Source organism: Paenibacillus monticola (assembly GCF_009664975.1).
Taxonomy (GTDB): Bacteria; Bacillota; Bacilli; order Paenibacillales; family Paenibacillaceae; genus Paenibacillus_AQ; species Paenibacillus_AQ monticola.
The window spans coordinates 75056-89474 of the sequence record NZ_WJXB01000017.1; the positions used below are offsets into that span (position 1 = coordinate 75056).

13 protein-coding genes are annotated in these 14419 nt (G+C 34.7%); all 13 read right to left on the reverse strand.

The window, feature by feature from the left end; all coding sequences use genetic code 11:
- Positions 1–95 precede the first annotated feature (95 nt).
- Positions 96–242 (reverse strand): helix-turn-helix domain-containing protein, encoded by a 147-nt coding sequence (locus GJB61_RS32645; protein WP_154122429.1) that lies wholly within the window; start codon positions 240–242, stop codon positions 96–98.
- 304 nt (positions 243–546) lie between these two features.
- Entirely contained in the window at positions 547–795 is a 249-nt protein-coding gene (locus GJB61_RS28540; protein ID WP_154122430.1) for a DUF7660 family protein, read from the reverse strand.
- A gap of 117 nt (positions 796–912) precedes the next feature.
- Positions 913–1053, reverse strand: coding sequence for a hypothetical protein (locus GJB61_RS28545; RefSeq protein WP_154122431.1), 141 nt, complete (start codon positions 1051–1053; stop codon positions 913–915).
- An 18-nt stretch (positions 1054–1071) separates the two neighbouring features.
- Positions 1072–1728, reverse strand: a complete 657-nt coding sequence (locus tag GJB61_RS28550; protein ID WP_195724508.1) for a hypothetical protein — start codon at positions 1726–1728, stop codon at positions 1072–1074.
- A gap of 298 nt (positions 1729–2026) precedes the next feature.
- On the reverse strand, positions 2027–2461 hold the full coding sequence (locus GJB61_RS28555) for a hypothetical protein (protein WP_195724509.1): 435 nt from the start codon (positions 2459–2461) through the stop codon (positions 2027–2029).
- An 89-nt stretch (positions 2462–2550) separates the two neighbouring features.
- On the reverse strand, positions 2551–2892 hold the full coding sequence (locus GJB61_RS28560; protein WP_154122434.1) for a hypothetical protein: 342 nt from the start codon (positions 2890–2892) through the stop codon (positions 2551–2553).
- 1710 nt (positions 2893–4602) lie between these two features.
- Positions 4603–5658, reverse strand: coding sequence for an ankyrin repeat domain-containing protein (locus GJB61_RS28565; protein ID WP_154122435.1), 1056 nt, complete (start codon positions 5656–5658; stop codon positions 4603–4605).
- A gap of 182 nt (positions 5659–5840) precedes the next feature.
- Positions 5841–6353 (reverse strand): hypothetical protein, encoded by a 513-nt coding sequence (locus GJB61_RS28570; protein WP_154122436.1) that lies wholly within the window; start codon positions 6351–6353, stop codon positions 5841–5843.
- Between the two features lie 338 nt (positions 6354–6691).
- Complete coding sequence (locus tag GJB61_RS28575; RefSeq protein WP_154122437.1) at positions 6692–7210, reverse strand: hypothetical protein; 519 nt, start codon at positions 7208–7210, stop codon at positions 6692–6694.
- Positions 7211–7433: 223 nt separating this feature from the next.
- Positions 7434–7610, reverse strand: coding sequence for a hypothetical protein (locus tag GJB61_RS28580; protein WP_154122438.1), 177 nt, complete (start codon positions 7608–7610; stop codon positions 7434–7436).
- 793 nt (positions 7611–8403) lie between these two features.
- Positions 8404–11805: a P-loop NTPase fold protein gene (locus GJB61_RS28585; protein WP_154122439.1), complete on the reverse strand. Its 3402-nt coding sequence runs from the start codon at positions 11803–11805 to the stop codon at positions 8404–8406.
- 120 nt (positions 11806–11925) lie between these two features.
- Complete coding sequence (locus GJB61_RS28590) at positions 11926–13374, reverse strand: TnsD family Tn7-like transposition protein (protein WP_154122440.1); 1449 nt, start codon at positions 13372–13374, stop codon at positions 11926–11928.
- 517 nt (positions 13375–13891) lie between these two features.
- Positions 13892–14158, reverse strand: coding sequence for a hypothetical protein (locus GJB61_RS28595; RefSeq protein WP_154122441.1), 267 nt, complete (start codon positions 14156–14158; stop codon positions 13892–13894).
- Positions 14159–14419: the final 261 nt, after the last annotated feature.

Here is a 14419-nt window from a genome sequence, read left to right on the forward strand (position 1 = left end):
TAATGCCTAGTTATTCGGGAGATAGATTAAACTATCCTGCCCGTTCGCTTACTCAAGCTGCGTTAGTCTATTACTTTATTTTCTGTCTAACGAAATTAAATATCTTCTTCGAATAACCATTTTAGATCCGTACCAAACTTCTTCCTTAGTTCGTTTAAAGTTTCAGCTGAAGGTTTAGTCTTCCCTTGCTCAATTTCACTAAGTCTACCTTGTGAGATTCCAATTATATCATCAAAAGTCACCTGATTTGATTTATGCTATAAATGAATATATTTTACTTTATATCCAATTGCATTCATTCATCTCTCCCCATCTATACAAACAGATAGAGCCGTCCTGGGATTTCAGGACGGCTCTATCTGTTTGTATTACTGTTCTACACTCTTTGATTACTCTTAAGCTTTTTCAGAAAAATACATTTATGCAATTTTATTACTCAAAACAATACATTAATGTTCAGAACAACACATTAATGTTATGTGCTGTTCCTGCCACCTTTGAAATACGTTCAATCCGTTCTTAGAAGTTCTATTCTAGTTTTAATAGTTATTCATAGATCTTTCCCATATAAATTATTTGAGCACATCTCTTCCATGGGTTTTCGGGTTTTTCATAATATTGAAGTCCTTTTACTGATACCGTTCCCCATTCAAACGCAGCTTCTAGGAAAGTTTCTATTGTTGAGTTCTCCCACTCTTCTTCTTCTTTTTCTCTATCCTTTCTTAGTTCATTAATGAAATTCAAAAAAGAACTTTCATCAGTTACCTCATCTACTAATTCAAATAGTGTTTTCATTATTTTTTGTCCTTTCAGCTCATGGATATACACTTAAGCGAGAGTAAATATCATTGTAAGTTATATGGTCTGTAGGAATTGCACATAACGTTGTTGTAATTACGAACCCTCACTGTCTTAAGGCGCCAGCCCCGGGTCCGACGGACTTAGCCAGTGCAGGGTTGTCTGCTGACTCCGCTTCTCCGAAATGCCTCTGCAGACCAAGGGCCGCATGGCACGCAGCGTGAATACGTTGTTATAGGATGTCAGTGCCATCATTGAAATACTCCACAATAATTATTTTGAATCATCATACTTTTCGCATAAAGAATAATCAGTGCCAACACCATTTGAACAACCTGTAGGATTTTTATTCTGGTCTAGGAATATAGCAATTCCTGATATCTTCATCTTATACTCTGGATAATACTTTCCAAATACAAATTCAACTCTAAAGCCCTTTTTATTAACTGGTAAACTTAACAACAGTTCATCGATTTCGTCTGTCGACAAAGTTGTATTTTCGTCGATTTTTTCAAACTGAAGACGATTTAAATCACCATAATACAAGGTTTCTTTGTTACTTTCCTCAAAATCAAATTTAAATGGAGACTTGTTGTTTATGAACTCACTTTGTAATTTTGAAACATAATTATCCGTATTATGCTCAGCAAAAAAATTTCTGTAAGAATCATGTATTTTTGTTGAGATCTCAATTATTGGCAATGACAAAATTGTAGACGCTACAATTATCAAAAGTGTAGTTATCATGAATCTAAAAGATTTATATAATAAAAAACCAATACTTAAATAGATTAATATTCCGATAATCGCAATAAACGCAGCGAATGAAGCGAGAGGCTCATTATGGTTACTAAACATGCCATCCCCAGTATTAAAAGCAATAACAACTAATGCATAAAACATACCAAAACCAACTGGTAAAGCGAACAAATTATATATGATTTTTAGAGTTCTGATTTTATTAATTTTAAGTCTCCTCTCTGATTTTATTATTTATTATTTGCGCTGATTTCCTATAACGTTATTGTATTCACGACGTCCCACCACCTTAAGCCACGAAGTGGCGGCCGCGACGCGGTTAGGTGGTGCGGATGTGTCCGGCTGATTCTGCTTCCTCGTATGCTGAAATGCCTCATCGAAATGCATCTGACTCCTGCCGGACCGAGGGGCGATGGAATCGTCCCGATGCGTGAATATGGTGTTAGATGATGGGGCTGACTCCCTCGATTTACATTCTAGTTGTATTATCATTCCACAATTTGTCTACTAACTTATTTTCGATGATGTGAGATACAACAATGCTTAAAACTATTAATATTGAAACAATAACTTTAATACTTGTATCTTCTGTACTTCTCATAAAAACGATCGCACAAATCAAAATAGTGAGTATTGTTAAAGATAGTGTTGGAATCATCCTCGAGCGACTATTTCTTCTAACAGGTTTTCTAATAAATGTACCTATTAATGAACCGATACAAGCACCAATAAAGACAGGAATAATAAACTTAACACCACTATAGTAAAGGCTTCCCATCATTATTACATATCCTAATATGATATGAATTGAACTTAGAAATCTATATCTTAATAATGATGATTTTGAGAATGTTTTATTTTCTTCCATTTTTTCAGCCCTTTCATCTAACGTTCCCGTATTCACGAACCCGTAGGGTTGTCTGCCTGTTTCCACTTCTCCGAATTATCTACTGGCAGACCCAGGGCCGTATGGCCCGCAGAGTGAATATATTGTTATATGAAGTTACAGTCTTCATTGATTATGCTCAAATAATGTTTATACCAATCTTCTCTATTATGTTTGATTTGGCCTATTACTTCATCTAATGTATTGCCCTTTAATTTTATTAATGTTTCAAAGTCAATATTGTCATTTTCTATCCAAATTTGTCCTAATGTTTCTCCACAGCTCGCTCTTAACATATCATTATTGTTTTCATCTAACGATTCCTTTATCAAAGCCTTTATAACACATTCATTATTAAATTTATAAAGATCAATAATTGCATCATCTCTTATAGCATCATTCTCATCTTTGTCTTGCATAATATTTATTAGAAGTTCCCATTGCTGCATAGAATTCACCTCAGCATATTTTGATTTAGTTTACTGTAATTTCATATAACGTTGTTGTATTCACGAACCCTCTCTGGCTTAAGGGGCGTTAGCCCCGGGTCCGTCGGACTTAGCCAGTGCAGGGTTGTCTGCTGACTCACTTCCTCGAAATCCCTCTGCAGACCAAGGGCCGAATGGCCCGCAGCGTGAATACTGTGTTATAAGATGTTGGCGCCTTCTTCGTATTACTAACAATTAATGTCTATATGTAGTTTATTTACTTATGTCTTCAATGTGTCCTAAGAAGTAATCTTGTAGATCACCACTTACCTTTTCTTTATTAATATAGAGTTCAATATCTGTTTGTTTTTCATGAAATAATACTACTCCATCAATTATTCCTAAAAGATTTGAGATTGTATCTATTTGTATCTGTTCAATAATCTTAAAAAATGTTTGTCTATCATCCTCAGATAATTATTTAAATAAATTCAATGCATTTATCCAGTATGTATTTGTGTTAGCTGTAATTTCAGTTTTCTGAAATACATCTTTATAAATTTCGATATTTTCTAGAACAATAGATCCATAGATTCTCTTTGCGAATTCTTGATCATTCATACATACACATCCCTAAAAAAGAAATTTGATGTTAACTATTTGTTTTTTTGTGTTTTGCGCCAATTTCTTATAACGTTCCCGCATTTACGACGCCGACGTAGTCGGTGTGTCCCGGCATATGCTTCCTTGCTTCTTAACTTCCGGGACCAAGGGGCGGCTATGCCGGTCCGCAGCGTAAATGTAATGTTATATGCTGTCGAGACTCCTTCGAGTTATCTTATTAAATGTTTCCATTCTTTTTAGTCTTGTCATCTTTATAGAGATTCGGACTTTAGCATGTTTATCGTCTTTAATGATTTAAAATCTTGTTCGTTTTCCTCATCTCTTCTGTCCTTTCATATTAATTATCTATACTCTGGATCATATTCGACTATCTATTATTCCCATAATTTGCTCTATCAGGCTTTATACAAATATACCACTACCCCTAATAAATGGTAATGGCTAATTAGTTCTCTTATATTGTTTCTCTCGATTGCATATAACGTTGTTGTATTCACGAACCCGAGAGGCTTAAAGGCGCGTTAGCGACTGGGTCGAAGACTTAGCCTCGCAGGGTTGTCTGCCTGATTCCACTTCCTCGAAATCCCTCGGGCAGACCAAGGGGCGACAGCCCCGAAGCGTGAATATGGTGTTATCAGATGTGATTGCCTTCTTCGAGTTACTCTACAACTCACTTCATTAATTACTTCATTTCTCTTCGTTCTTTACATTTTTAGATTTAATTCTACTCCGAATGCGCCGCAATCCCTATGATCAAAACCAAACTTAGAGTCGGCTCTTAAATTATTTACCCTTTTCTAATTTCCATGTTTCATATTTCATTTTTCATTTTTCATTTTTCATTTTTCATTTTTCATTTTTCATTTTTCATTTTTCATTTTTCATTTTTCATTTTTCATTTTTCATTTTTCATTTTTCATTTTTCATTAGTGTAACCTAGCAAGGAACACAAACTAACTATGTATTTCAGATTTTACCATCTTTACATTTCTTGTTGTATTGAACTATAAAATTATCCCCTATTCTTAGCTAGAAAGTGCTTAGAAAAAGGGAATGTATTTTGCGCAGAAAATGCTTATTATATACGTTGAATAAATCGAACATAAGTTATCGTTTATAGTCAGGCTGTTCCAGAGTAATAGGATTCGGATTGCTTAGTACCCAATGCACTGCTAATTCGCACAGTCTCGCAGGTTCATCACTACCATTTCCGTTGTGAAGTTCTTTCGCTAATGTTACTGCCTCTTGAAATGCAGCAGCATTTAATGGTGTGTTCAAGCTAAAGTATTGTATCAAAGTATTGAGCATTTTACGATATTGATTATCCCAGTTGATACCGCCATTATCTAAAATTTCGTATGACACTTTACCTGTAATACGGATAACCTCACCCTGTACGGTTTTCGCATGTCCGTTTGAAGGAATGAGTAAATTCCAGAGTTCATTATGTTGCGCCTGCCAGCCCTTTGCTGTTACTGTAATTGAAGAGGCATCGTCATGCGTCTTTCGCTTCTCTACTGGAGGAACATCAAATAGCTCATATAGACGTGAAAGTGCCACATCGGTTTGATTCAAATATTCTTTATTAAAGCCCTCTCTGTGAAATTCAAAGTCGTTTCCGATTCGCTTAATAGAGTCTTTCATTTCCGGCGTTACTGTTGTTTCAGCGTTAAGTAAAATATCAGCAACTTCCGCCATATTGACAATATCCGCGTTTCTGCAACATGCCAAAGCTTTTATTAATGGAGTCTGTTTCATCTTATTTTCTGCATTGATATTTGCGCCTTTAGTAACCAACGTTTGAACCGCTTTTGGTTTAAATGAACCTGCGGAAGCAAATAAAGGTGTCTCGTTTTGATAATCAATGGCTTCTATATCTGCACCCAAATCAAGCAGCAATTCAGTATTACCGCACCAACTTATTGTATGACTGTGCAAAGGCGTTTTCCCGTAATTGTCTCTAGCATTTATATCAGCACCCTGTTCCACGAGCCAGCGAACCAATTCATTCGGTATTTTGAAAAAGCTTAAGGCTGTGGATTTACTGTAACCGCCACGGGCATCCAATTCACATTGGGTAAACACCTCTTTTAATGCTGATATTTCGCCTGCTTTAATTATTTCATCAAAATTTTTCGGTAAAGATTTTTTCTTCTTTCCCATATGTGCTTCTCTCCTTACTTCAGAGTAAATATATCTTTAGTCATTGTCTGGCAATCATTTCTGATAACGTTGTCGTATTCACGAACCCGTAGAGTTGTCTGCCTGCTTCCACTTCCCCGAATTATCTACTGGCTGACCCAGGGCCGAAAGGCCCGCAGCGTGAATATATTGTTAGGCGATGTTCATCTCTCCCAGAGTTCGCAATCATAAAAATCAAGACATAAAGACCATCCATCATGTTTGAAGTTCTTCGTGTATTCCTTTCTTGCGTAATAATCAATATGCTCATGTGCATGATAACCAGGAAACCGTGAGAATAAATCCCTTCCTTCATCGCAAACTGATAATGCATCAAAGGAAATATTAATAAATACCTCTTTACTCCCAACTAAGAACAAAGAATCATATTGTTCTTTAATATCAAGATAATCTTTATGTTCACGATACCAGTACCTACTTAAGTTTCGATCTTCTTCAACTTCATTGGTTAGTTCAAAATTTCCTTGTTTTCTTTCCTTTGTTTTTAATACTACCCTTCTAATTTTCTTCCATTCATTCATATTTAATTGAATTGAATGATTTAACAAAATTAGATCATTTGCTTTTGGTTTGTTTGACCATCGACTTAATAAGTATTCAGTTAATGGATTTTTACTCGACCCAATAAAAAAAATACAATCTTTCTGATTAGCCACAATTTACAAAACTTTCGAAAGGTTAACCAAACAACTCTCATCACCAAGAATTATTGCTCCCTTAACATCTGTACTAATGACATATAAATTAGGAAATGTAATTGTCGGACTTAAGATTCTATATGTTTTCTTCCCTAATGTTACTTCATATTTATAGAATGTAATTTGCATTCTTAGTTCATCCTTTATAATTTTAGATGAATTTCGCCTAACGTTCTGGTATTCACGAACCCTCACTGGCTTAAGGCAGCGTCAGCTGCTGGGTCCGACGGACTTAGCCTGTGCAGGGTTGTCTGCTGATTCCGCTTCCTCGAAAACCATCTGCAGACCAAGGGCCGTTAGGCTCGCAGCGTGAATAAGGTGTTAGCGGAGTTATAGGCTTCTTCGTATAAACTCACACAATCTTTATATTTCCCTAGGTCATTTATTGCTTCATTTCTAATTTGTTCAACACTTCCGTATATCCCTTGAAAAGCTAAATAATAACTATCATCTAATCGATCTAGCATGTGGAGTACTTCTTCACTTATTGTAAAAGCACTTCCTTGTAAAAGGAGACTAGAAATATAACCAAAAAATTTATCTTCTGTTATTTTTCCAGTTTCAAGTTTTATTACTAACAAACCAAGTAACTTAGATAACGGTGCGTCTATGTCGTATTTCCCATAAATCTCTTTAAGAATACTTAGAACTTCATTTAATGTTCTTTCCCTAGAAAGAGATACTTCTATTAATTCATAAGGGTAAGTGTCATCAGCAATAATTGAATCTGCCCATTCAATTATTGCCTCCTTGTTGCATAACCCAATTGCTAAGCACAAATAATAGTAACCAGCTAAATCTCTTATTGATCTCATGTTTTTCACCGATTTTCTAGAATTTCGCCTAACGTTCTGGTATTCTCGAACCCTCACTGGCTTAAGGGGCGTAAGCCCCGGGTCCGACGGACTTAGCCAGTGCAGGGTTGTCTGCTGATTACACTTCCACGACAAACCTCTTGCAGACCAAGGGCCGAATGGCCTGCAGCGTGAATACGGTGTTATATGATGTCAGCGCCTTCTCGAATTTACCCACAATAAATCATTCTCTCAAATCAATTATCCAGTTATATTCTTTAGCTATTTCATTAGTAATTTGTAAGATTGTATCCTCTATTTCTTTATTCGTTCTTACTGGAAGATCGATTTCTATTAAATTAATCTCTTCAATTCCATCAAGTGTATCAAATGCATAGCTTCCATTTAAGTTAGCTATCAATCCAGTTATTCTAATCAGTTCTCCACATATTTCTTATGAAAATCTTAATCTATCAACTTTAGTGAGACCAAGTGATTGACTTAAGAATTGTTCGATTTCATTGGTTTTAATTGTTGTCCTGTATTGCTCGGAATAAATCATTATATAGTCATACAGATAAAACACCACCTATTCCAAGTAGATCTTCAATTTTGTTTTATCTCTTAAAGCGCTGATTTCATATAACATCTTATTTACGAACTTTGTAAATAACTCCATGTGTAGAATATTCGCGAAATTATTGTGCTATCCTGCCCGTTCGCTTAATGATGCATCTTAAGTCTAATACTTTATTTTCTTTCACCACTCGACAAATTGAATCCATACTTCCCCCACCAAAAAAAAGTGGTCCCGCATGATTCTAGATCATCGGGACCACTTCAGTTGATGTTTAGTTATTACTAATCGAGCTTCAGGAACCAACTATTTTGTAAAAGCACCAACATGTATCTAGACACCAACTTTAATGTCAAAGAACACATCGGAAATGACTAGCGGTTCACAAGTTTTTTTACTAGTTCACGACTTTCTTTACTGGTTCGTGACTTTTTTTACTGGTTCACAACTTTTATTTCACCAGATGTTCAATGACATTAAAGTTGTGAAGTGAAAATCCCTTATGTATCAAGGGGTTTTCTTATTTTCAAAAATATTCGAATTACATTAAAGTTGTGAAGTGATGCTGGCTCGAAATTATCAGTGACATTAAAGTTGTGAAGTTAAAGTTGAGCGTTTCTGGCAATAGTTCTTCAACCTAAGTTGATGGTAGAATATTTTTACGATTACTCACTCTTTTCGCGTTTGAAAGAACCTCCCCGTATGCTTCTTGTAATAACTTATTTTCATCATTACTGTCTCGATAACTCTTAACACGATCAACAAATGTATTCCATATTCCCGGATCTCCCTGCTTACGAAGTTCAGGCTTCATTTTAAATAAATTCGCCATTTGTACTATCTCTTCTATATCTTTACGCTGAAGTATTTTCGTAAACCCAACATTTATTAGCTCATTAATGTAATCCTTTGACATTTCGGTCACATGTTCAAAGATTACTACCGAGAGCAAATTCAGAATATCTTTTACAGAATTATCTGTCTGGTTGATGTGACTTCTTATTTTAAGGATAATGCTTTCTTTGTGAGAATTATCAACAACAGAGAACAATTTAATAATGTCATCTTTATATTCATCTAATTTGTCTATGACTAGCATATATAGCAAATCAGCATAGTCAACGCCTAAAGCGAAGTTGGAGAATAAATCAACAAACTCAATGAAAAAATTATAAAAACTATTTTTTTCTGTAAAAGCTCTTTCCCAGAATTCTTTACTAAGTTTCTTTAGATTAGTAGTAATCCAGTTCAATACAATCTTTCTACTATTTCCTTCAATTATTAAAATCACTTTTCGATAAAGTCCAACATTCTCAGCTATAAAATCAGAATTGATTAGTGTATTAATAAACTCATCCTGACTTAGAAATTGTAGTAATATATCGTGAATCTCATCAATCGAAACCTTATCCATTAGATGATAATACTTTACTATAATATTATAATTTAAATTCTTGTGGCAAAATTCTCTATCCTTTAATACCTCATTAAGAATTATTTCAGCCAACTGCGAAGAATAACCTTCAATTTTTTGTCGTGAAAAAATGATTTCAATATCAACATTATTTTTAAATTCTTCAACCATAGCTTCAACTATAGCTATATATTGATAAGGATATTCAATTAAATTTTGAATCAAATTTATACCGTTTGATGAGTTCCCTATGTGCTGCCTTAGTGATAAAGTTGGATTACTAATAAAGATTGAACAAAGTATCGTCCCTGAAAGTTCATAAAGCGCATGCTGGTTAGAATAAGAATAGAAGTTAAATAAATATGAATCTAAATTCAATCTCGTCTCTTCTATTATATCGTTCGGGTATGACATGATTCTCAATACAGCTAGGTGGAGTGATAACAGTGTATTTAATTCATCTGGGCTTTGAACACTGGTACCTAGCTGCAAAATCCTATTGTTGATATCCCGAATTATTTCATTATCAGGAGACAACAATGAAATTGAATACAAGCTATCCAACACTATTTCTTCTTTAAAAGTTGCCTTACCATTACTTATCCTGCTACTTAGTTCATGCTTTACTTTTAACGGGTCAATGGAGTAAGAAGATAATAATTTCACCGTATTTAATAAATTAATATCTTTTAAAGCCCCTACGAATTCAAATATTGAGGTTTCATTAGCCGGATTAGGTATAGAACGAATTAAATCCAAATAATCATTATTCTCCAAATAACTAATCACATAGCTAATTCCCTGTAACCATTCGTCTACTGAAGAATTATCAAAATCCTCAATTGCGTTAATTTGAGACAACATATTCTTCTTCACCTCTATATTTGCTCTCTTTAATAATTCAGCATAACCTATCCCTGCACGTTTACTTGCTATGTGCCAATCTGTTTTTTTATTAACCCCAGCGATAAGAGTTCTCCAAACTTTATTATTTCCTTTTAAATTTTCGCTACCTTCTGGAATATCCGACAATGCATAAGCTGCTTTTACAAGTGAGGCAGAATCCTTAACAAAACTCTCCTGTTCTTCAAGGACTACTCTTTCTAACACATCATAAAAACCATGAGTCCCTATCAATTGTTTTAATTCTTCTCTTTCCCCCATTAGAAGAGCAGTAGTTATCCTTGGACCCATAATAATTTGTAATGCATCCTCTTTTCCAACATTTAAGTATAATGCAGCCATGTTGTTAAAAAATTCATTACTTAATAAATATGAGTATCGATATAAGACCGACATCTTTTCTTCTTTAAGCAACTCTATATACACATCGATATCTAAAAGGCCCATTGCAACATAAAAGGCTTGATCCGCCAATGGTATAGTGTCTTCCCAAATCCTATGTATAACTGCTATTTGATTCAAAAATAATTTTATCTTTCTTGGAGTTATTACTTCATCTCCACTTTCTTTAACGAAATAAAGCAAGAAAACTTGGTAAACATCATGAAAATCATCTGTGTTTTTGTGATTAGGCAGAACCTCGTTTTGTAAAAGCTTTGCCATATAGTTTTTCCATTTCGAAAGAGCCGGTGGGGGAACATCGAATTTAATTTGTACAGTTTTATCTATCAATGAATTAACTAATAATTGTGGCTTTGATTTTAACGCATTATCGGAATTTTTATGTAAAGTATTTTCAAGTGCAATTTTATCAAACGGTAAGACTAACCAAAATCTATTCTTCCAATCTTCTTTAGTAGTTGCATCAAGAAAAGTACGCATCGTTGACCATGTTTTTAATAAATCATCTGCAGACAATCTATCTAAATTATCGATAACCAATACTAACTTTCTTTTTGGATATTTAGATAATACGGTTCCTAGAATTTTATTAAATTCAATTTGGAACTCAATAGATGTTGGTTCTGGATTTTCGAATGTCTCAGTTTTAGTCACTGTTTCAACCTTGTTTAAAAACAGGGATAAAATATTAAGCTTGTTATTTTTATCTTTAGGTTTAATTAGGTATATAAAAAAAAGTAAAATCGGACTTAATCCAAACAAAACGAGTAAGGCTACTAAATATGGCACAAGATTTGGGCTTATATATGGAATGACCTGCCATGTTAATCCGAGTCGATTCTGAGTAACAAAAGAAAGTTTGTTTAATCCCATTATTCCTATTGTAGAAAGAGCAGTAGCAATAATGAAATTTCTACCCTCTTTAGTCAATGTAGGCAAAGACTTGGTTTCTGTTTCTTTTAGTTTCCTAGAAATACGATTTCTTGTTGAGATCCATTGCTCTGCCTTACTCCATTTAGTCTTTTCTAAGTTATTCATTAGTGATTCAAGGAAGCTTCTTCTTAGAGAGTTCCCCTCATGTTCCCAAGCATCGAACTCCATAATTTTAATATTTGATTCTTCGGCTGACACTTTATCATTTATAATAGAAACAATAGTTGATTTCCCGCTCCCCCATTTGCCAGTTAGAGCAATAGTTTTACTGTTTTCTTCGTTTTTTATTAATTTATATATTGCATCTGCCACTCTCTCATGAGACTCGAACTCATCCTTATTTGCAGGATCATCGCTCAGAAAGAAGGATGCGCATTCATTTGTCATAATATACTCCCCTATACTGTATGTGCTTTTTTATAGGATAATTATACCATGGAAATAACGACAAATTGTGATAAAATAACCACATTTTAATAAATTCTAGAATAGGTCAAAAACCTGCATTTACTCCTTATATGTCACTTCCTTCAACTTTTCTTTTGTTAGGGGCAATTTGTCTAGTTTAGTTCGAATCATTGTTGAACACTTCAATATTCTTCCAATTTCATTACGGGATACTTTTATTTTTCCTGATTTTTTAATTTCAGTAGCAACTCGACTAACTTCTTCAGCTAAAAATTCATCCCTTTTTCTCCAATCAACCCGGACTCGTATGTTAGTAACTATTTTTTTATTATTATGTATCTTTAATGAATATACTTTATCTAGTTTCGAGATTTCTCGAACTTCTACTTTCTTACCTGGCTTTAGTAAGTTCGTTTGTCTTTTGACTGTACCTGCATCGACACCAAGCTGCCTCGCTCTCTCACGTAAGCCAAGATTTTTATTGTCGTTTAATTCGATTAACTTTTCAGTCCATTTTGGCCCAAAGTGCTTAATCCTTCCGATTCGATAAAGATCTTCATTTTTTATATCTGGACCTCGTCTTGAGTAAACAAAACCACAACCACAACTGAAGGTCCCTACTGGATTCCCTGATTCATAATCTCTTGTTATACGTGCAGTTGGAATTGTACGTTCCTCGAAGTGTTCAGATCCCCTGTTTAGACAAGGCCAGGGGCCTTCACCAAATGGGAGTTCAGCGCTGACGTACTTTTCTTGTAATATCTCTTTTACTTCTATCCCCAAATAAAGTTGAAGCAAGATATGCCTTAAAGGATGTACACCATGCCTTGGCTTTCGGAGCATCTTATGTAACCAAGTGTACTGACTATTTTTGTCTATAGAACACCCTTGCTCTTTAAGATAGATAGCTCCACACAAGGACTCAAATTTAGGTAGTAAATCTTGAAACCTTATATGTCCCTTGGCAGTGAGCAACCCCATTTGACTCATCCTCCCAAAGTATACTTTTCTTATTGCTACTGCATTTATAGCTTGATAATTCATCTTTAATAAAGCTTCCGATTGTTGTGCTATCAATAATTCCAAATCGTTCTCACTGTAGTCAAATCGATGCGACCTACTATTTAAGACAGACTCAAGCATAACAAACTCATGCTTATTTCGTCGTTGTGCGTAAGAAACATGTGAAGTTTGCAGATAACAATTATGAACAGAGCATACGTTGACCCCAGTAATCTGATGATATCTATGCCAATACGCTGCACCATATTTAATACGATCTTCTTCGATACATGCAGGGCAATATCTCAGATAATATAATTGCTTTACACTACTTGCAGCTAACCCCATTTTCATATAAATTGACTGCCCATTCCCAAAAATCATATCCTTTGTAACATTATTATACCGTTCAGGCGTAATGTAAGGTCGATAGTATGGAAGTAGCGTGTGGTCATTAATTAGCGTACTAAGTGGTATCGCATTCCCAGGAATGAGCGAGTGAAGATCATTCAGGTGTCCCGGAAAATCCAAGAAACCAATGTTCATTTCCAACTATTGATTAGACGTTAATCGGCTTAGAGTTTATAGGCAATCCCCTGAAGTCGTGTTGGATTTCATCCACACTATATACAGAGATCAAATGCATCAAATCGAATTAAAGTGACTTTTTTATCAGTAATGAACTCGAGACTTTCCGAGCAATTTAATTACTCAGAAAGTTAATTCGAGGGTATTAGTTAGTGAAATAAAAGGTACTCACAAAGCTTAGCAGCAACTAAGCTTAAATAAACCATCATTGATCTCCATCCTGAGTAACCCTATATATTCTTAGAGAACTATTAATTATGGATGTTTTTAATAGATTGCTGCTGAATTCAGTTTATTAGTGGTTATTGCAGATTTATTCCCCGTTAATTTTTATCGCCACTCCAAGGAGAATAGTAGATCCAAATTAGATGTTCTCTGCAATACAGTACCGTCTCCTTTATATAAATAGACTTCTTTTCAAAATTCAACAACTCCACCAAATGCCACTAATCAAAAAGTATAATTTCCCTACCAGTTACCGGTTAGATTTTATCATGTCATACCATGCTTCATTTAATTCTTTAAGCCGTTGGCGTTTTTTTCTAGAAGCAGTGCCCACTTGCCTCTTTGTCTCAATAAACAAAATAGTATTTTTCGCTAATATCGGTAATTTGTTTGTAACTTTAAGCTTTACTCTATATTTATTAATGACGACAACAGTTTTTGCTTGTGGTGTAGTATGTTTTACCAATCTAGCCTTACAATTTGCATGGAAGCCTCTAAATTCCACACTTCTTTTCAAGTTATTCCCCCCTTAGTGATCTTTCATATATAAATTAATGATCATAGCACAAGAAAGTAACCACACCATCACACCCCATTGTACACAGGATATTTCCAGAAGTCATAAACATGTTAATAAATTATTCTTAATAGCTCAACTTTCGCAGAGTCAAAATCGAGTTGACCCCAAGCTGGGGTTAAGGTGGAGTCGGTTTAAGTAAGGATCTTGCCAACATAGAAAAACACCGCTTCGTTTGGTAAAGTGAGATTGTCGAGATCC